The organism is Pseudomonas knackmussii B13 (genome assembly GCF_000689415.1).
Lineage (GTDB): Bacteria > Pseudomonadota > Gammaproteobacteria > Pseudomonadales > Pseudomonadaceae > Pseudomonas > Pseudomonas knackmussii.
In genome coordinates, this window is sequence record NZ_HG322950.1 from 1,332,128 (window position 1) to 1,351,052 (window position 18,925).

The following is an 18,925-nucleotide window of genomic DNA, read 5'->3' on the forward strand; positions in this document are numbered from 1 at the left end:
AGGAGGTGCTCATGGCTGGGAATGCCAACTCCGGTCGGCCGGCCCTTCCGGCCACCGTTCACATGCTGCGCGGTGACCCGAGCAAGAAGGGCATGGCTGCACTCCAGGCTGCTGCACAGTCCCCAGCAGTCCCGGTGAAAGCTCCGCCGAAGCCGGACCATCTCAGCCCTGAGGCATCCGCCGAATGGGACCGCGTTGTCGAGGCCCTGCTGGCGCTGGGATGGATCAGTGAGCTCGACGGCATGGCGCTCGCCACCTACTGCGAGGCGGTGGGGGATTGGCATCGGTTCCGCCGCAAGATCGCCGAGTTAAATGAGCAACTGGATGGATCTGGGGACGTGCAGACGTTCCAGAGTGGCGCCAAGCAGATCTCGGTGTGGCGGCAGATGGCCGAGAACGCCGAGCAGCGCGCGAACCGCGCCGGTGCCCTGTTCGGGTTCTCTCCGGTCGCGCGGCGCGCGATGAAGGCGCTGGCGCCTCAAGGAGAGTTGTTCCCCAATGCAGAACGAGACGCAGCAGACAAATACTTCAGCTGACTGTCGTGTCGCCGGCTTCGCGCGGGCGGTGCTCGCTGGCGAGATCGTTGCCGGGCCGGATGTTCGCAATGCGGCACGCCGCCACCTGCAGGATCTTGAAGACGGTCACCTTCGTGGCCTGATCTGGAGTCAGGAGGCCGCCGACCGAGCCATCGGGTTCTTCGAGGACGTGCTGTGCCTCAACGGTGGCGAGTACGAGGGCATGCCCTTCCTGCTCGCGCCATGGCAGGCCTTCGTCGTCGGCAGCTTGTTCGGCTGGTACAAGGACACCGGCCACCGGCGCTTTCGGATCGCCTACATCGAGACGGGCAAGGGCTCGGGCAAGTCGCCGCTCGCCGCTGGCATCGGCCTCTATGGCCTGGTGTCGGATGGTGAGCAGCGCGCGGAGATCTACGCCGCGGCGACGAAAAAGGACCAAGCGCAGATCCTGTTCCGCGACGCGGTGAGCATGGTGAACATGTCGCCGAAGCTGGCCACGCGCCTGGTGCAGTCCGGCCAGCACGAGAAGGTCTGGAACCTGTTCTACCCGAACACCAACAGCTTCTTCCGCTCGATTGGCTCGGACGAGAACAGCCAGTCCGGGCCGCGCCCGCACATCAGCCTGCTGGACGAGGTGCACGAGCACCGGACCCCGGCGATGGTCAACATGATGCGCGCGGGCACCAAGAACCGCCGCCGCGCCATGGTGGTGATGATCACCAACTCCGGGTCGGACAAGAACAGCGTCGCCGGCCAGTACCACGAACAGGGCAAGCGCGTCTGCTCGGGTGCTGAGCAGAGCGACACGCTGTTCGCCTTCATCTGTTCCCTGGACAAGGGCGATGACCCGTTCAAGGACGAGGCCTGCTGGCCGAAGGTGAACCCGTCCCTGGACTTCGTCGCAGAGGACCAGGCCGACGGCATCCCTGGCCGAGTCTACCTTCGCGAGCAGGTGGAGGAGGCGAAGGGCCTGCCGGCCAAGGAAGCGGTGGTTCGCCGCCTCAACTTCTGCGAGTGGACGCAGGCGGACTCACCGTGGATCAGCTGGGATGTCTGGAGTGAGGCCGAGGAGCCAGTGCAGATGCGGCTGCTGCGCAATCGGCCGGCCGTCGCGGGCCTAGACCTTTCCAGTACCACCGACCTTACGTCGTTCGTGCTGTTGTTCTACCCCGTGGAGTGGGACCCCCACTGGCGCCTGCTGTCGTACTTCTGGATTCCTGACGACAAGCTGGACGAGCGCGAGCGCCGCGACAAGGTGCCGTATCTGGCCTGGATCAAGGCGCGCCACCTGGAGACAACCCCGGGCCGTGCGATCAGCAAGCTGCATGTGCTGCGCCGCCTCGCGGTGATCTGTGCCTACTTCGATGTGCGAAAGATCGCGTATGACCGCTGGCGGATTGAGGATCTGCGGTCGCTGATGGTCGAGCACGACGTTGAACTGCCCGAGTTGGTCGCATTCGGCCAGGGCTTCAAGGACATGGGGCCGGCTGTCGACGAGTTCGAGCGTCGCCTGCTTGGGTTGCCGCCGAAAGCTGAAGGTGAGGGCATCGAGCCGGAGTCGGAGGACTGGGAGGTGCTGGAAGACGGCGAGCCAGTGGAAACGCTTCGGCACGACGGCAACCCGGTGCTGACCTGGAACGCTGGCAACGCGGTGACGGTTTCCGACCCGGCGGGCAACCGCAAGGTAGATAAGGCCCGAGCCATCGGGCGGATCGACGGCATCGTCGCCTCGATCATGGCGACAGGCGTCAGCGGGACCGCTGCTCCTGTCGAAAGCGAATCGATCTACGACAAAGGTGTCGGCATATGAAATTGCTTCTTCTGGCCTGGCTGGCCGGCTTGTTGGGTTTCGGCTTGCTGGTCGCCGGTGTGGCGCTGATCAGCGTGCCGGCGGCGTACATTGTCGCTGGCCTTTGCCTGCTGGCCTGGTCGCGCCTGGTTGACCGGGCTGCGGCGGCGCAACGGGCGCCAGGCAAGGGGGGCTGAGCATGTTCTTTTCCAGCATTCTCAGCGGTGGCCAGAGCACCCTAGTCGAGGACAAAGGCGGCCTCTGGCGTAGCCTTATTGGCCGTGGCTCGAACAGCAGTGGTGTGGTGGTGACACCGGAAACGGCGCTTGGCCTGCCGATCCTGCAGAACTGCGTGACGCTGCTCGCCGAGAGCATCGCGCAGCTGCCGCTGGAGCTGTATCAACGCAAGGGCGCGGGGCAGCGTGAGGCGGCCATCAATCACCCGCTCTACGACGTGCTGCGATACCAGCCGAACGGCTTCCAGACGCCCTACGAGCTGCGCGAGTGCGGGCAGATGGCGCTGGGGCTGCGCGGCAACGCCTTCCAGCTGATCGAGCGTCGCGGCGACGGCAATGTGTCGGCGCTGTGGCCGCTGTGCAACAGCAAAGTGGTGGTCTACAAGGGCGCCGACCTGTTGCCCTACTACCAGGTAGGCAACTACCAGGAGCGGCTGCCGATGCGCATGGTTCACCATGTGCGCTGGCACAGCTCGAACCACTACACCGGGCTTTCCCCTGTCGAACTACATGCCGAAGCGGTAGGGCTGGCCCAGGCGGTGCGGCAGTACACCGGGAAGTCCTTCGCCAACGGCACGTCGGTGTCGGGCGTGATCGAGCGCCCCAAGGAGTCGGCCGCGATCAAGGATCAGGCCAGTATTGACCGGATCACCGATCAGTGGGCCGAGAAGTACAGTGGCATGGACAACGCCCACAAGGTGGCGTTGCTGCAGGAGGGCATGACCTTTCGGCCGATCTCGATGACGAACGTCGACGCCGACATCGTCAACATCCTCAAGCTGTCGGGCTCCGACGTGGCGCGGATCTACAAGATCCCGCTGCCGATGGTGAACGACCTGGACAAGGCCAACTACAACACCGTCGAGCAGCTGCTGATTCAGTTCGTAGTGTTTTGCCTGCTGCCGTGGGTCAAGCGCCACGAGCAGTCGATGATGCGCGACTTCCTCCTGCCGGGGGATCGCCGCGACTACTTCATCGAGTTCAACCTGTCGGGCCTTCTGCGGGGCGACCAGAAGAGTCGCTACGAGGCCTACGCCATTGGCCGCCAATGGGGCTGGCTGTCGGTCAACGACATCCGCCGCTTGGAGAACATGCCGCCGGTCGACGGGGGCGACATTTACCTGCAGCCGCTGAACATGGTGGACGCCGGCAAGGGCATGCCAGACCTGAACAACCCCAAAGTGCGGGCGCAGCTGGAGCTGCAGCAGCGCGAAATCGAGAGGATCTTGACCCAATGAAGCGCTTCCTGCGGGCATCCAGCCTGCTCTTCAATCAGCCGCTGCTGGTGACGCCGGACATGCTCGACTTGGGCGTGCGCTGGGCCAACCAGGCAATGAACCTCAACATCCTCAACATTGGTAGCGCTCCGGCGCCGCACATGATGGAGGATGACGACTACGACCACGGTGCCCGCCTGGAGCGAATGCAGGAGCAGCGCCGCGCCGCCATCGCTAAGACCGGCGTCGAGGTGCTGCCGGTCCATGGCGTGCTCGTCAGCCGCGGCAGCCACATCAACGCCTGCGAGACGATGACCAGCTATGAAGGGCTGCGCAGCCAGCTGCAGCAGGCCGTCGCTGACCCGATGGTTGAGCACATCGTGCTCGACATCGACAGCCCGGGTGGATCTGCCGTCGGTGCCTTCGAGTTGGCCGCCGACATTCGTGCCATGGCGCAGCAGAAGCCGATCACCGGCCTGGTCAACTACATGGCCTACTCCGGCGGCTACCTGATGGGCGCTGCCTGCAGCGAGCTGGTTGTGAGCCAGACCAGCGGCATCGGCTCCGTTGGCGTGATCGCCAGCCACATGGACCGCTCCAAGCTGGAGGAAAACATGGGGGTGAAGGTCACCACCGTGTTTGCCGGCGCCCACAAGAACGACCTGAGCCCGCACGAGCCGCTGAGCGACCAGTCGCTCCAGGTTCTGCAGGACATCGTCCAGGAGAGCTACCAGATGTTCGTCAGCGCCGTGGCCGAGTATCGAGGCCTCTCGCCGGAGCAGGTGATCGCCACTGAGGCCGGTCTGTATCGCGGTCAGGCGGGTATTGCTGCTGGCCTGGCCGACCGCCTGGAGAGCCCGCAGGCGGCCGTCGACAACCTCTCTCGCGCAGTGGCCCTCAGCCGCTCGCAACGTCAGCCAGGTCGCGTCAGCGTGCGAGCTGCGGCCATGGCGATTCAATCCCGACTCTGACCGCGTTCGCGGCAGTCAACCAGCCCGCCTAGTGCGGGCTTTTTTATGCCCAGGAGGCACTATGTCCCTTGTTCTTCAAATGCGTCGCGAACGCGCCGAGCTGAACGACCAACTGCAGGCGCTGGCCAAGATCGAGGCCGACGGCGGCTCCCTGACCGCCGAGCAGATGACCCAGTTCGGCCAGCTGGAAAGCCAGATCACCGCGCTGACCGACAAGATCAGCCGCGCCGAGATTGCCGAGCGCGCGGCTGCCGCGTCGGCAGTGCCGGTCGACGAAAGCGCCCGCGGCATCACCGGCCCGCCGGAGAGCCGTGTGGAAGGTCCCTACGGCCAGCCTGCCAAGGGCGCCAAGATGGCGCAGATGGTGCGCCTGTTGGCCGCCGCGCAAGGCAATCAGCAGGCCGCCGCACAGATGGCCAAGGACGGCGGCTTCGGCACTGACGTGCAGATGGCACTGTCTGTGGTCACTCCTGGTGCTGGTGGCGTGCTGGTGCCGACCAACTTCTCGAGCGAGGTGATCGAGGCCCTGCGACCGGCGTCGGTTGTTCGCCGCATGGGTACGAAAAGCCTGCCGCTGAACAACGGCAACCTGACCCAGCCGCGTATCACCGGCAACACCGTGGTGACCTACATCGGTAGCGATGACGACATCGCGCTGACCGGCATGACCTTCGCCGACACCAAGCTGGCGGCGAAGAAAGCGGCAGCCCTGGTGCCGGTCTCCAACGACTTGCTGCGCATGGCCGGCGTGAACCCGCGAGTTGATCAGCTGGTTGCCGACGATGTCACTGTCAGCATGGGCCTCTCCCAGGATCTGCACTTCATCCGCTCCGATGGCGGCTCGGGACTGCTGCCCAAGGGCATGCGCTACTGGGCGCTGCCGCAGAACCTGCGGCCTGCTCCGACCGCAACCGGTATCACCCTGGAGCAGATCGACCTGTTCCTGGGCGGCATGATGCTCCGCGTCGAGACGGCCAACGTCGACATGAAGCAGTGCGGCTGGCTGATGCCGCCGCGCGTAATCCGCTGGCTGCAGAGCCTGCGCGATGGCAACGGCAACAAGGCTTACCCGGAGATCGAGATCGGCAAGCTCAAGGGCTACCCGTTCGGCCTGAGCAACCAGATCCCGACCAACCTCGGCGCCGATGGCGACGAGACCGAGATCTACTTCGTCAACTTCGCCGACATGATGATCGGCGAGGACATGGATCTGGTCATCGATCTCAGCAAGGAAGCCTCCTACAAGGACGGCTCGGGCAACATCGTGAGTGCCTTCCAGCGCGATCAGACCTTGATCCGCGTCATCGCCAAGCACGACTTCGGGCCGCGCCACGTTGAGTCCATCGTGGTGGCCACCGGCGTCGACTGGGGCGCTGGCATGTGACCTGGTGCCCCGCCTTCCCGGCGGGGCTTCCTCTGATCAACTTCGACAGGTGATGCGATGAGCAGCAACGTATCCGTGCGCTTCCTCAAGGCGTGGCGCAGCTATTTCAAAGACGACACGGCCGGTTTCTCTCAGGCCGTGGCCGATGAGCTGGTGGCCGGCGGGGTCGCTGAGTACACCGATAGCGCAGGCTCGACTGCCGCCCCGGCGGCCAAGAGCCAGCGACGTGGAAAGTCTGGCTCTAAACCTGCTGCCACTGGCGGCGCGTCTGCCCCAACCCCGCCCCCTGAGGGCCAGGAACCTCCGCCGGAGACTGACGGTGGCGAGGGCGGCGAGGGTGAGGGCGGCGGCGGTGGAGGCACCGATACCGACGACGGCGCCGACGACGAGAAGCCCTGACCATGGCCCGGCGTATCGCTTATAGCGGCGATGCGCCGATCACCCTGGCGGATGTGGCGAGGCAGTGTCGGGTCGAGGTCGATGACCTGGAGCCTGAGCTGATCAATCTCGTCATCATCCCCGGCGTGATCGCGCAGGCCGAGGGCAAGACCGGCGCCGCAGTGCGCCCGGCGGAATACGTCGAGGACTGGCCCGAGCACTACCCCTCCGGGCATGCCTTGGACGTGGGGCAGGCGACGGAGATTATCGCCATCCAGCGCGTCGGCGTCGACGGGGTGACCGTAGACCTCGACGTGCCGCACTACCTGGAGCAGGGTCAGCGGGAGAGCTGGCTGCGCTTCCCGAATGGTCGTCCTCCTGGTGTCCTGCGGGTGCGCTATAAGGCCGGCATGGATTCCGACGCCTATCCAGGAGTGCGGATGTGGCTGCTGATGAGCGCGGCAACGGCCTACGAGTTCCGCGAGACGCTGGTAATGGGGACGATTCTGGCGGAGTTGCCGTCGTCGTTCCTCGACACCCTGCTGACCGAAATCGAGGTCCCGGCGAGGTTCTGATATGCGTGCTGGTGAGCTGAGGTATCGGGCGTCGGTGCTGGAGTTGACGCCGGAGATTCGCCCCTTGGATCTGGGGCGCCGCTGGATTGGCATCCGTGGGCGCGAAGCTGGGGATGTCCAGGCAGCGACGGGATTGCGTGCCCGAGCGATGGTGGAGGTGCGGGCACGGTTCACCTCTGCCTTGCGCCCGGGACGCTACCTTTGCCATGGCAAGCGGCTGCTGGTGATCACCAGCGTGCGTGACTTCCGTGGTGATCAGGCGGAGCTGATTCTGAGCTGCGAGGAGTTGGTCGGTGAGCCGGCCGAGTTCCGGCCGGCTGATGGCCCTCCGGTTCCGTGCCGGGTGTTCATCACCCACAGCGCTCCGGTGTTCGATGACGAGCAGCGGGTGACTGACTACCGGACGCTGGCTGAGCTGGCCTTGATCGAGGTCGGGCGCTGCCAGGTCGACGACCAACTGCAGGTCGCCGGGCAGCTCTACAACATGATCGACTACGCCGGCAGCAGCGACGATGGCGTGGTGCGTGGCATGTACCTGGAGGCCGTGACGTGAGGATGCGGGTATCGATGGCCGGCGTGGAACTGGCTCGTGCACAACTGGCCGAGATCGGCCGCGAGGTCGAGCCGGATCTGCGCCTGGCGCTGAACACGACGGTCCGGCGGGGGCGGAAGGAGCTGTACGTGCCTGCGCTGCTGCGCTTCTTCCCGTCCCGGCGCTTCCTCAATCGATCCATGGTGATCAAGCTGGCGGGGACGCGCCGCCTCAACGCGCGGATCATCCCGTCGAGCTCCGGGGTTCCGGTGAAGGATCGCAAGGGCTGGAGCTTCGGCGGTGGCCGTTCAGGGATACCGACCCGCAAGCAGATCTTCGTTCCCGACATTAACGGGACGAAGCTGGCTGCGGGCTTCGTCAACCCGCGCGGGGCGAAGCAAGCGCCCCTGGCGACGCACAGCAGCAAGGCGCGAGTGTTGAAGAAGCCTCCGCGCACTCCCGGCAGCCACTACCGCTACTCGTGGGGCGGGAAGCCTTACGACGCGCTGGGGCCGTCGGTCGCCTACTACTTCAAGCGCATCACCACCGCGCAGGCAGTCAGGGTAGTCAATGCCATGGCGCAGCAGGAGTTCGTGCGCAGGGTGCGCGCCCGATTGGCCAAGGCCGGCTGATGCAGCAACTCGCCACCCTCAGCCCGCTTCGGCGGGCTTTTTCATGCCCGGAGGAAACATGCCGAAAGCCACGCAGCTGACGGTTGCGCTCAAGGCCTGCCTGGAGGGCATCAAGCCTTCGGCCGGCTACGTGACTGAGGTCAGGCAGGTCTACGGCCTGCTGGAGACGCCGAAGGACAAGGCGCCCACCCCCTACATCAAGCTGCGCGTGGCAGATGACCGGCGAACCTCGACGGCCGGTATTCAGGCCACGCGCGTGCGGACCTACCTGATCGAGGCCTTCTTCGCCAAGTCCGCGGCAGAGGCAGAGTTGGACGCCGTTGGGCCCGACATCTTGCGGGCGCTTGGGTTCGGCCTTCACCCGCACGAGCGTGCGTTGCCCGGCCTGATCGATCAGGAAGACGAGATCCAGATAGACCCCTGCGAGGCCGGCGCGGTGCTTCACCGCGTCACGGTGACGGTCGGGGTCACCTACGTCGAAAGCTACCAGTAACCCCGGCGCCGCCGGCCAGGAGAAAGCAATGTCCCAGACCCCCTACACCCAGCTGTTCCGTGGGCCGACCAGTATCTGCCCGTACCCCAGCTGGAACTTCGAGCAGATCTTCCGCCTGCAGAACATCGTCGGCGAGCCGGAAACCAGCGAGGTAACGGTGCCCGACCCGACCCGCCCGGGCCTCCCCGAGCTGGACGGTGTGACCTCCTTCAAGGCCGTCAACCTCACTGGCGAGGCGGTCGATTTTTCGCCCGCCGCGGCGGCGATCTGCCTCTATGGCTCCATCGAGCGCACGCCTTTCGGCACCAAGACGGGCGAGGACTGCGTTGCCTATATCGGCAAGACCATCCGCTTGGCCAAAATTCCGTTGAGCATCACCAAGGTGACCAACGCCGATGGCGATACGGAGTACGCCAAGAACAAGGACTACGCAGTAACCCCGGGCGGCATCAAGGTTCTGGTCGGCGGTGATCTCGCCGCCGATATCGCCGCGACCACGGCAGCCACTGGTGTGGAGAAGAGTCTGCCGATCAAGGTCGACTACGCCTTCCCGACGGTGGACCTGATTAAACCCTTCACTGCGGGCCGCAAGTATTACCGCGTGATGTGCGAGCAGATCAACGAAGGTGGCGGCAACGAACGTCGCCGGGTGACTGGCTTCTATGCGCGGATCAGCCTCAACGGCGGCATGCCGCTGCTGAGTGGCGACGAGTTCGCCACCATCCCCGTCCAGATCCACCTGCTGCCGGACCCGGAGATCATCGAGCCGGGTGAGGCTTCCATGTGGACCATCGAGCACCAGGTGATCGACGCATGAGCGACCTGAGCATTCTCTTCCCGAAGGCGGAAGAAGTGCTCCTGGGGCGCCGCCGGGTGGAAATCCGCCCGGTGGCCTTCGAGCATTTCGCCGAGTTCGGCGCCGCGGCCAAAGGCTTGATCGAGCTGGTCGGCGCCGGCAGCACCCTGGAGATCGCCACCTACGCCGAGCAGCACGCTGCCGAGCTGGGGAAGGTGGTCGTTCACTGCACCAACCTTTCGCGCTGGCGTGTTCGCCGGCTGCCGGCCTCCGTCATCGTCCAGCTGGTGGCGCACGTCGTGCGGGCGAACGCGGATTTTTTCGGCCAAGCCCAGGTGGCGACGGCAAAGGCGCTCCGTGGGCCGTTGTCGCCCAGCGGTTGATCGGCGCCGGCCACTGCTGGGCCGATGTGCGCGGCTACACCCTGGCCCAGCTGGAGGCCTTCCGCGAGGCCGTCGATAGCGAGGCGCGCGAGTCCAGCCGCATGGCGCTGATCATCACGCGGGCGGCGCAGGCGAAAGAAAAAGACTACCGCAAGATCCTGAAGGAGCTGAGCTGATGGCCGGGCGGGTTACCACGCAGCTGATCATCGAGGGCAAGAACACCTCGAATAAGGCCTTCGCTGAGGTCGACAAGAACCTGAGCAAGCTCAACAGCAAGGTCAGCAAGGTCGGCGAGGCAATTGCCGCCTACCTGTCGTTCGAGGCGTTGCGCTCGTCGGTGTCGGCCATTTCCGAGGCCGCGGACAGCGTCCAGCTGATGAACGCGCGCCTGCGCCTGGCGACGGGCTCGCAGGAGGAATACAACACCGCCACGGCCGAGCTGGGGCGTATCGCGCTGGCCACGGCCTCGCCGGTGTCGGCCTTGGTCGAGTTGTACGGCAAGATCAGCCGCCCGCTGAAGCAAGCGGGACGCTCGCAACAAGACATCCTGAAGGTCACCGAGGCGGTGGCCTTGTCGTTCCGGGTGTCCGGCGCGAGCGCGGAGGAGGCCGAGAACGGCATTCAACAGTTCGCCCAGGCCCTCGGCTCGGGTGTGCTGCGGGGTGATGAGTTCAACAGCGTCGCCGAACAGGCGCCGCGCCTCATGCAGGCGCTGGCAGATGCTCTCGGGGTGCCGACCACGGCCCTGCGCGGCCTGGCGGAGCAAGGCGCGTTGACGGCTGAGGTGGTGTCCAAGGCGCTGATCGATCAGGTCGGCAAGCTCAAGGACGAGGCAGCGACGCTGCCCGACACCGTTGGCGCGGCCATGACGCGCCTACAGGATGCCCTGACCAAGGCCCTTGGCCAGACCGACACCCAGCCGCTGATCGAGTCCATCGACCGGCTGCGGGCGACGCTGTCCGACCCCGAGGTGTCGAAGAACATCGTCACCCTGGCATCTTCGCTGCTGGAGGTCGCCGCTGCGGCGGCGCGGGCTGGTTCTGAGTTCGTCCAGCTGGCGAAGGAAGCGGGTTACTTCGCCGCCGAGGCCTCCGGCCAGGTCGACGAGCTGACTCGGCTGGAGAAGCTGCTGGATGGCCTCAAGGCCGCTCGCAATGGCGGCTCCTTCATCGGTCGCCCGGTGGCCTCGCTGTTCATGAGCAACGACCAGCTCGACGAGTGGATCAAGGAGGTCGAGGACAAGATCACCGCGACCCGGGCGAACATCATGGGAATTTCCGTGGACGCCCAGCGTGCCGCGGACAAGGCCCTGGAAGACGCCCGGCGCTCCGAGGACGAACAGCGCCAGGCGGCGGCCGAGATCCATGCCGCCCGCGTTTCGGAGTCCGCTGAGTACCGCTCGCAGGTCAAGTCGATCTACGACGGCCTGGCCAAGGACGCGGCAACGGCAGTCAAGGCGCAGACCAAGGCCGAGCAGGATGGTGTTACTGCGCTGGCGAAGATCCGGCAGGACCGCCTGGCCATCGAGAAGCGCTACAAGGACGCGCTGGCCGGCTTCAATGGCGTCGGCGAGGAAGACAGCTTCGGTGCCGCCACAGCGCTCAAGGTGAAGGCGAAGGACGCGCTGCGCAGCGGCGACCTGGAGTCGGCCAAGCAAAACGCCCAGGACGCCCTGCAGATGCTGCAGGACCTGCAGAAGGCCGGCGCCAATACCTACGGCTTTAGCGGGGTGGCGAAGGAGCTCAAGGACATCGAGCTCGCGGCGAATGATGCCGAGGCCGGCAAGGTCACCGACGGGCTGGAGAAGTCCCGGCAGAAGGTGGCGGAGATTCAGGCCGCCCTGGACGCCATGAAGAACGTCAACATCACGTTGAACCTCAGCGACGAGGAAGTGGCGAAGATCACGACGCAGATCCAGGCGCTGGCCCAGGCCTTGGGCAAAGAGCTGTTCATCCCCGTCCAAGTGCAGGCCCCGGCGGAAATGTCGGCGCCGGCCGTGCCGGATACGCAGGTCACCTGGCCAACCACCAGCGGCTATGCCACCGGAACGCAGAGCGCCGAGCCTGGCGTGCACTGGGTGGGCGAAAACGGTCCCGAGCTGTTGGCGTTCAACGGTGGGGAGAAAGTCTTCACCGCGGCCCGTTCCCGGGCCCTGGCCGCGCGGCTAGAAGGCATGCAACTGCCGAGCCTGGCTACGTCGCCCATGGTCGACGCGTCGTTTGCTGGTGGTGGTGGCGGTGATCGCTCTTTGGGGCACGTCGCAGCGTACTTCGGCAACGAGCGCTACGACCTCCTGGCCGAAGAAAGCACCTTCAAAAAGCTGCACCGCACGGCGCTCCAGCGGGGCAGCCGCCGGCAGCGCACGTCGTAACGCCTGCCGGCGCTGCCGGCCAATGAGGAGTTCCTATGTACAGGCCGACAGTGATGCTCGGCGGTGTTCCCCTGGTCATCCATGCGGGGCCGCCGACGCAGCGCTATTCGCCCCTCGGCGGGCCGGAGGTGATCCGGCTCAGTCAGGGCGCTGGCGTCGTTATGACCCACTGGGCAAGGACCGCGATCAGCCTTTCCGGGCAAGGGCTGATGCCGCTCGGCCTCCAGGGGCTGGACTACCGCAACCCGCTGGAGCTGCGCTGCACGCAGCCGCGCTCGGTGCAAGGTGCCGATCCGGTTCTGCAGCTCCAGGGGCAGGTCCGTCCGGACTTTCCGCCGTGGGCGGATGCCTTGGTCGATGGCCTCTGGTGGCGGCGGCCGGTCACCCTGATCGGCCAGCAGGCGACGGTTGAGCCAGCGGATGGGGCATCGCTCTATCGGGTCAGTTGGATGCCGGTTTTCATGGTGTCGAGCAAGGGCCCGGAGGAAAGCATGGATGGGGAGGCCGGCGGCGCCTACTCGTGGACCCTCGAATGTGAGGAGCTGTAATGCTGATCAATGGCGTTCCGCTTAACAGCCTGCCGCTGAACGCGGTAGGCGGCTCCTCTGGCTCAGGCCCGGAGCCGGTAGAGCCTCCGAGTGGGGTGATCTGGACGTGCCAGGTCGTGCTTAGTGGTGTCGACATGACCGCGCAGCTCACTGGCTCGGTGCGCGTCGAGCGAGAGGAGGGGGCCGCGGCCATCGCCGAGTTCTCGCTGTACCTGCCGTCGGTTGGTGTCGACGTGGTCGGGTGGAAGGGGCGTCCGGTCGACATCTACTACCTGGAGCTCTCGGAGGGCGGCTGGGATATCGAGCAGCGCTTCTCGGGTTGGCTGGAGCAACCGACCTACGACCCGCGCAATCGCATCGTGTCGTGCGAGGCGACCGACCGCCTGCAGGACCTGGTCGAAGCGATGGAGATCGCCGACATCGACGCCCTGGTGGGAGGCCTCTGGACGGAAGACGTGTTCGAGCCGGTTGCCGGGCGCAGCCGCTGGGAGTACGCGCAGGAGCGCCTGGGCACGATTGCGGCCAGCCTTGACCGTTCGTTGTCTGGGGAGCTGCGGGTCACTCCGTGGGCTGCCACCGCGCCGGCCAAGGTCTTCGGCCCCGGCAGCACGATTGACCAGTCCTTGTCCGTGGAACTGGGCAAGCTGTCGGAATTGGTCAACCGCGTCGAGCTGTCGATCAGCTACCGCTTCACGCGGTTGCGTGAGCGGCATCAGGAGTACGACTGGCAGCACCCCGATATCCAGGGCACGTCCATCGACGCCAGCTTCTGCATCTGGCGGCACGAGTCGTCGGAAGTGCCGAGCACGGAGATGATCAAGGACGCGCTGAACAGCGCGGGCTATCACTTCTTGAACGGTGCCGAACTGCTGGCCTTGCCGCCGACAGGCATCTACTGCACCCCGCCGCAGGCTTGGATCAACAACTTCGACAACCTGCTGCTGGCGGCGAGCTTCACGGGCGGTATGCGCTGGGGGCAGTCGATCACGGAAACCTACACCCTCTCGGTCGAGGCGCCGGCCAGCATCGCCCAGGCCGGCGAGGTGCTGCGACGGGATGGTGCATCGCTGGAGAGCGAGCTGGATCGCGCCAAGGACTGGGAGTCTGCCGACTTCGGCGGGCCCGACTCCGATGCCGAGCAAGATGACCTTGAGGACTGGGTCATCGACCTGCGCGAGGACGACCGCCTGACCCAGAGCGTTCAGTGCCAGTTGGCGACGGCTACCGTCAGCATCCTACAGGCGCACCGAGCCAACCGCGTTTCCTGGCAAGTGCCGACCTCGATGGCGAGGGTGATCGACCTGGTGGACACCCTGCAGCTTGGTGATCGTTGCCAGGCCCGCGGGAAGGTCTTCTCGGTCATCGACGAGTGGAGCCTGGAGAGTCAGACGGCGATCACCACGCTGACGCTGGCAATCAGTCGCGGCGGCGGCGTGGTGATGGACCCGCATGACCTACCGGCTCCGCCAGATACCCAGCCAACCGGCAGCGTGCCTTCGCTGATTCAGCTGGGCAGTCAGATCCGCGGGAAGAATCCGCTGCTGGTCTATGACGATACCCTCGACGGTTTCGCGGGTAACTACGACAACCCGGCGCCAGGGACGCCCCCGGAAGAGTTCCCGCGGCGCTTTCAGCTGACGGCGCCGGAAGTGCCGGCTACGCACCGTGACGAGTTCACCGCGGAGCGGGCGGCCACCTACCGGGTAGCCATTCCGAACGACTTGCTGGAGCTCTAGCGATGGCTGGCATCAACCAACTGAAGAGCGATCTCAACGCCCTGCAGACGACGGATCGTCAGGCGCGGAGTCTGTCCCCTCAGGAACCCAAGGGCTCCCGCCCGGCAACAACGGGGCGGGGGAACTGGGAGGAACCGGCGTCCACCGGGTCGGTCGGCGGGATCGCCAGTCCGATAGTCGAAACGGCCGCTCGCACGTATTACGCCGAGCAGACCCTGCAGAGCTCGGACGGCCTCTGGTCGTTCCGGGTGAAGCCAATCCAGCAGGTGACGTTCCACGACTCCAACGGCGCCGAGGTGCTGATGATCTACGCCGAGCCGGAGAGAGAATGAACGATGAAATGAACATCCTGGACCTCGGCGAGGTCCGCTGGTGGGGCCACTCCATCCATGGCCTGGCCATGGTGGGTAGCTCCTCGCCGGTCTATAAGGCGTCGGGGCTTCAGTTCGCCCTGCCGGCCGAAATCGCTGGCTCGCTGGTCGACGCCACTGTGGGCATCCCCAACGAGGACCAGGGCAATGTCCACCTGGTGAAGGTGCCCGGCATCGCCGAGCTGGACATCGCCGAGGAGGAGGTGGCTGCCGAGTTGCAGGAAGGGCGTGTGTGGCAGAACTACGCCCTGTTGTCTGGGCCGAAACAGGCCTTGGCTGGGCAGGCGCTCAAGGGCTGGGTCTGCATCGACCCTGCTAACAAGCGCTGGCTGGTGAAGCCGACGGGCACGCCCAGCCTCCGTTATGGCAGCATTGCTGCGGGCGGCTCGCTGAGCCTCAGCTTCGATATCACACCTTTCGGCTACGTCGGCGATCCGGTTGCCGCGCCGGTGTCGATTGGCGGCATCCTGGGCGCGCTCGGCCAGGAGAATCCGCCCGACCTGGTGGCGCCCAACGGCTCGATGCTGGTCATGCGGATCTCGAGTATTGCCAGTCACGGGCGCTCGGTGGTTATCGCGCTTATGCCGAACCGCACGCTGCCGGCGGATATCCGTGATCTGCCTTATGGGTTCCTGCAGCTCGACCTGGTGGGGAACGGCCCGAACTTCACGGTCGCGCTGTCAGTGCTGCACACGCGCATCGAGACGTTCGGTGATCGTCACAATCAGACAGTCGGAGACATACCGTTCAACTGGCGCATTCGGCCTCAGTTCAAGGGGACTGTACTGGTTGAGGAACGCGACGCTTCCGGAAATTTGCTGCATGGCGAAGCAATCTACGAGCCCATTCCGTTCACTCCGTTGCAGGTCGGAACCCCGGGCTGGCAGTACGGCCATTCCACGACTGCGTTCTACTTCTCGATTGGTTCCAACGCTGGTCAGGCCTACCTGAAGAATCGCCTGGTGTCGGTCGTCTTCGACGAGAACAACAACCTGGTGCGGACGACCATCGATTGGGAGAAAGACTCCCAGATGACCTACAACACGCCGGAAATGACCTACAGCGGCAGCTACAAGCTGGTCACTGGGTCGGCGGTTACTCCGTCACGCAGTGGCACGGTCACTGTCGCCCTGACCCTCAATGCGTCGGGCACCTATACCGAGCGGATGACCCACAAGCGCGACGGGGAGGAGTTCTCCCGCTGCGAGTTCACCGCCCCGGTCAACGTCAGCTATGCGTACTCGGTGTCGTTGAACGTCAACGATGAACTGCTCGACGGCTTCACTGATCTGGTCTTTTCGCCGGTCGGCGCGACCGCGCGCTACATGATCGGCGGCCCCGACTCGTTCCACACGATTCCGCCGGGTGATCACTGGAGCAACCCGCTGACCCTGACATACGACGGCGAGGTGTTGAAGACGCACGATCTGCATTGGCGCGGTTATGGCGGTGCCGGCAACGAGCCTCTGCCGGTGCAGCGGGTGGGCATGTCCGTCTTGATGGGGGACGACGATCCGTACCTGCGCTTTGACTGCAACGTCGTCCGGCTCTGCAACCACGCCTCCGCGCTGCGGGTGGAGCGCTTCGAGGACCGTGCCGCCACTGATCCGGTGTGGGCCAAGTCGAAGAAGGCGGTAGCCACTGCCGGCTCGGCCTGGGTCAACCCGCGCACCGCAACCGACAACGTCGACCGAACGCGCCTCACGGCTAGCTTTCACCCCATCACGCACGCGCTCAACGTCGACCTCGACTGGAGCCCAACGAACCGCTATCGCGGCACCTGGATTTAAGGAGCAACCATGCCTCAATTCTGGCTGAACAACTTCAGCGAGCCTCTCGTGGGCGCGCTGCCCTCGGACGAATACAGCGTGCTGCCACTGGCGCAGGCCGCTCTGGATGAGCTGGCCGCCTTGGTTCCCGGCAAGAGCGAATGGGTGGTGCTCACCCTTTCCAGCGCTGATGGTACGGGGGCGCGCGAGGTTATCCGCTATCAGCCGCATGGAACGACTTTCCAGCCGCTGCGGCGCTCTCAGGAGGGGACCGCACAGCTGGATTGGCCGGCTGGCACGCTCTGCAGCTGCAACGTAACCGCCGAGTCCATGGGCCGCTTCGAGAACGCCCGGGGCCTGCTGCAGCTCTGTGAGGAGGCAACGCTGACCATCGCGGGCCCGGAGAATCATGTGAGTTCATGGTTCTGGGAGCCGCCGGAAGCCGCGCAGCTGACGCTTTCGGTAAACGGCTACGGGTGGAACGAAGGGGAAACGCCTTTCCCGCGGCAGTTGATCGAGCTCTGGCCAACTAGCACCGGGCCCCTGGTGCTTCTTCTGCCGGATCTCGGCTCCGCTCATTTCGATGTGCCGGCGGGGACGACCGGGATCAACGAAGACGGGTCGTTCACCCTGACGATTCCCGAGTCGCCGGTCGGCGGCTACATCATCGAGTACCTGCAGCACGGCGAGACGATCGTCCGAATCCAGAACTACGCCGGCCTGACCACCTTCTGACTCCGTTCCAACTAGAGGGGAGCGTTGATCAGCATGCCGTGTCGGTAGTGCAGTCGCTGCGGACCGCGCTTTAAGGCTAACGGGTCGCGGGAGGTGGTTCGCCAACCTTGGCTCAGTAATTCATCGACGTGCGCGCGCATCCCGCGCAGCTTCCGTTGTTCCTTCATCGGTCGCCCTCCAGTTGGCGATCAGAGAGTAGCAAACTCAACCCAACCAGCCCGCCTAGCGCGGGCTTTTTCATGCCCGGAGGAAGTCATGGGCCAAGATCGTGATGTGGATGTGCTGGCGCGCACGCTGTGGGGTGAGGCGCGCGGCGAAGGGGCGGCGGGCATGGTCGCTGTGGGCTGGACGATCCGAAACCGCGCTGCGAAGCCGAGCTGGTGGGGGCGGGACATCGTCAGCGTCTGCCAGGCGCCGTACCAGTTCAGCTGCTGGAACAAGAGCGACCCAAACTACCCCTACCTGTCCGGTGCGAAGCAGATCCCGGCAGGCGAATACCTGCGTGCCCGTGAAGCCTCGCTGGCGGTGATCAGCGGCAGCCAGCCCGACCCTACAGGTGGGGCGACCCACTACTACGCCACCACCATGGCCAAGCCGCCGGCCTGGGCTGCGCAGGCAAAGCGCACGGCCACCATTGGTCGGCACGTGTTCTTCCGCGACGTTCCTTAGGAGGGAACCATGCATAGCTTCCTGTGGAAGGTGGCCGCTGTAGTGTTGACCGCGATGCTGCTGGTCGCCGCTGGCGCCGGACTGGGCGTGTGGGTGGCCGCCGGGCACTACCGGCCGCAGCTGGACCAATCCGCCGAGGACCTGACGGCCTGCCGCGCCGCCCGCGGCAACCTGGAGACGCTGGTGGGCGATCAGAACACCGCTATCGCAGGCCTGGCCAACCAGGCCGAGCACCGGCAGGCGAAGACGGCGCAGGCTATGGCCGGCGCGCAGCAGCACGCAGACAAGCACTTCGCCGCGGCGCAGCGGCTGCAGCAGGAGCACGTCGACGGCGACCCGGTCCAGGTTGCGTCCGACATGATCGACAAGGAGTTGGGGCTATGAAGTGGCTGGTGTTTTGGGGGTTGGTCGCGCTGGCGGGATGTGCCGTCCGGCAGGACGCCGAGCCGCGAACGGTGCGCGTGGAGGTCCCTGTGGTTGTTCCGTGCCGGACACCGCCGGTGCAGGAGCCGACGTGGTCCACGACATCTGTGCAGAAGGGCGACAGCCTGCAACTGAAGGTTCGGGCATTGCTAGCCGAGCGTCAGCAACACATTGGCTACGAGACTCAGCTACGCGCTGCGGTGCAGGCCTGCCAGTGAGAAAGGGCGGCCCAGTGGCCGCCCTTTCTGACTCACTACATCAGCTAATGTAGATTTTGAAGGGCTTGCCTACCGCGCGCAGGATCTGGCCGTTTTTCAAGCGGCGAGTCCAGCGAAGGATGAAGGTGCCCCGTTCGTCGGTGTAGGTCATGACCTATCTCCTAAACGAGAGTGGCCACTACTT

The 18,925-nt window shown here is 65.3% G+C and carries 23 protein-coding genes; all 23 read left to right on the forward strand.

Translation table 11 applies throughout. The features are described 5' to 3' along the window. Positions 1–11 precede the first annotated feature (11 nt). The 23 genes from PKB_RS06285 to PKB_RS06395 all read left to right on the forward strand — a co-directional run bounded on the left by PKB_RS06285 (position 12) and on the right by PKB_RS06395 (position 18,741). A complete protein-coding gene (locus PKB_RS06285) occupies positions 12–536 on the forward strand; it encodes a P27 family phage terminase small subunit (RefSeq protein ID WP_043249980.1) in 525 nt (174 codons plus the stop codon). Beyond that, the gene (locus PKB_RS06290; RefSeq protein WP_043249982.1) at positions 499–2,325 is read left to right on the forward strand and encodes a terminase large subunit; all 1,827 of its coding nucleotides are present in this window, start codon (positions 499–501) and stop codon (positions 2,323–2,325) included. Before PKB_RS06285 ends, PKB_RS06290 begins: the two co-directional genes overlap by 38 nt. Beyond that, positions 2,322–2,501, forward strand: a complete 180-nt coding sequence (locus tag PKB_RS06295; protein WP_043249984.1) for a hypothetical protein — start codon at positions 2,322–2,324, stop codon at positions 2,499–2,501. The genes PKB_RS06290 and PKB_RS06295 overlap by 4 nt, the downstream gene beginning before the upstream one ends. A 2-nt stretch (positions 2,502–2,503) precedes the next feature. Next, a complete protein-coding gene (locus PKB_RS06300) occupies positions 2,504–3,778 on the forward strand; it encodes a phage portal protein (protein ID WP_043249986.1) in 1,275 nt (424 codons plus the stop codon). Next, a complete protein-coding gene (locus tag PKB_RS06305; RefSeq protein ID WP_043249988.1) occupies positions 3,775–4,728 on the forward strand; it encodes a S49 family peptidase in 954 nt (317 codons plus the stop codon). The genes PKB_RS06300 and PKB_RS06305 overlap by 4 nt, the downstream gene beginning before the upstream one ends. Before the next feature lie 61 nt (positions 4,729–4,789). Then, the gene (locus PKB_RS06310) at positions 4,790–6,112 is read left to right on the forward strand and encodes a phage major capsid protein (protein ID WP_043249991.1); all 1,323 of its coding nucleotides are present in this window, start codon (positions 4,790–4,792) and stop codon (positions 6,110–6,112) included. Between the two features lie 57 nt (positions 6,113–6,169). Beyond that, positions 6,170–6,511, forward strand: a complete 342-nt coding sequence (locus PKB_RS06315) for a hypothetical protein (RefSeq protein WP_043249994.1) — start codon at positions 6,170–6,172, stop codon at positions 6,509–6,511. Between the two features lie 2 nt (positions 6,512–6,513). After that, positions 6,514–7,065 carry a hypothetical protein gene (locus PKB_RS06320; RefSeq protein ID WP_043249997.1) on the forward strand — a complete coding sequence of 184 codons (552 nt, stop codon included), beginning with the start codon at positions 6,514–6,516 and terminating at the stop codon, positions 7,063–7,065. A 181-nt stretch (positions 7,066–7,246) separates the two neighbouring features. Then, positions 7,247–7,618 carry a hypothetical protein gene (locus PKB_RS06325; protein WP_242411212.1) on the forward strand — a complete coding sequence of 124 codons (372 nt, stop codon included), beginning with the start codon at positions 7,247–7,249 and terminating at the stop codon, positions 7,616–7,618. A 14-nt stretch (positions 7,619–7,632) separates the two neighbouring features. Further along, positions 7,633–8,229: a hypothetical protein gene (locus PKB_RS06330; protein WP_052355195.1), complete on the forward strand. Its 597-nt coding sequence runs from the start codon at positions 7,633–7,635 to the stop codon at positions 8,227–8,229. A gap of 58 nt (positions 8,230–8,287) precedes the next feature. Continuing rightward, the gene (locus tag PKB_RS06335; protein ID WP_043250005.1) at positions 8,288–8,722 is read left to right on the forward strand and encodes a hypothetical protein; all 435 of its coding nucleotides are present in this window, start codon (positions 8,288–8,290) and stop codon (positions 8,720–8,722) included. Positions 8,723–8,750: 28 nt separating this feature from the next. Continuing rightward, positions 8,751–9,539, forward strand: coding sequence for a hypothetical protein (locus PKB_RS06340; RefSeq protein WP_043250007.1), 789 nt, complete (start codon positions 8,751–8,753; stop codon positions 9,537–9,539). Continuing rightward, complete coding sequence (locus PKB_RS06345; RefSeq protein WP_043250009.1) at positions 9,536–9,901, forward strand: hypothetical protein; 366 nt, start codon at positions 9,536–9,538, stop codon at positions 9,899–9,901. Before PKB_RS06340 ends, PKB_RS06345 begins: the two co-directional genes overlap by 4 nt. Before the next feature lie 26 nt (positions 9,902–9,927). Beyond that, complete coding sequence (locus tag PKB_RS06350; protein ID WP_156957997.1) at positions 9,928–10,077, forward strand: hypothetical protein; 150 nt, start codon at positions 9,928–9,930, stop codon at positions 10,075–10,077. Next, on the forward strand, positions 10,077–12,272 hold the full coding sequence (locus tag PKB_RS06355; protein ID WP_043250013.1) for a tape measure protein: 2,196 nt from the start codon (positions 10,077–10,079) through the stop codon (positions 12,270–12,272). Before PKB_RS06350 ends, PKB_RS06355 begins: the two co-directional genes overlap by 1 nt. Positions 12,273–12,307: 35 nt before the next feature. Beyond that, positions 12,308–12,820 (forward strand): hypothetical protein, encoded by a 513-nt coding sequence (locus PKB_RS06360; RefSeq protein ID WP_043250015.1) that lies wholly within the window; start codon positions 12,308–12,310, stop codon positions 12,818–12,820. A 116-nt stretch (positions 12,821–12,936) separates the two neighbouring features. Next, a complete protein-coding gene (locus PKB_RS06365; protein WP_156957998.1) occupies positions 12,937–14,556 on the forward strand; it encodes a hypothetical protein in 1,620 nt (539 codons plus the stop codon). Positions 14,557–14,558: 2 nt separating this feature from the next. Then, positions 14,559–14,888, forward strand: a complete 330-nt coding sequence (locus tag PKB_RS06370; RefSeq protein ID WP_052355197.1) for a hypothetical protein — start codon at positions 14,559–14,561, stop codon at positions 14,886–14,888. Further along, the gene (locus PKB_RS06375; protein ID WP_043250017.1) at positions 14,885–16,717 is read left to right on the forward strand and encodes a hypothetical protein; all 1,833 of its coding nucleotides are present in this window, start codon (positions 14,885–14,887) and stop codon (positions 16,715–16,717) included. The genes PKB_RS06370 and PKB_RS06375 overlap by 4 nt, the downstream gene beginning before the upstream one ends. Before the next feature lie 9 nt (positions 16,718–16,726). Continuing rightward, positions 16,727–17,431, forward strand: a complete 705-nt coding sequence (locus PKB_RS06380) for a hypothetical protein (RefSeq protein ID WP_043250019.1) — start codon at positions 16,727–16,729, stop codon at positions 17,429–17,431. Between the two features lie 255 nt (positions 17,432–17,686). Then, on the forward strand, positions 17,687–18,100 hold the full coding sequence (locus tag PKB_RS06385) for a cell wall hydrolase (protein ID WP_043250021.1): 414 nt from the start codon (positions 17,687–17,689) through the stop codon (positions 18,098–18,100). A gap of 9 nt (positions 18,101–18,109) precedes the next feature. Further along, the gene (locus PKB_RS06390; RefSeq protein WP_043250023.1) at positions 18,110–18,484 is read left to right on the forward strand and encodes a hypothetical protein; all 375 of its coding nucleotides are present in this window, start codon (positions 18,110–18,112) and stop codon (positions 18,482–18,484) included. Then, on the forward strand, positions 18,481–18,741 hold the full coding sequence (locus PKB_RS06395; RefSeq protein ID WP_043250025.1) for a hypothetical protein: 261 nt from the start codon (positions 18,481–18,483) through the stop codon (positions 18,739–18,741). Before PKB_RS06390 ends, PKB_RS06395 begins: the two co-directional genes overlap by 4 nt. Positions 18,742–18,925: the final 184 nt, after the last annotated feature.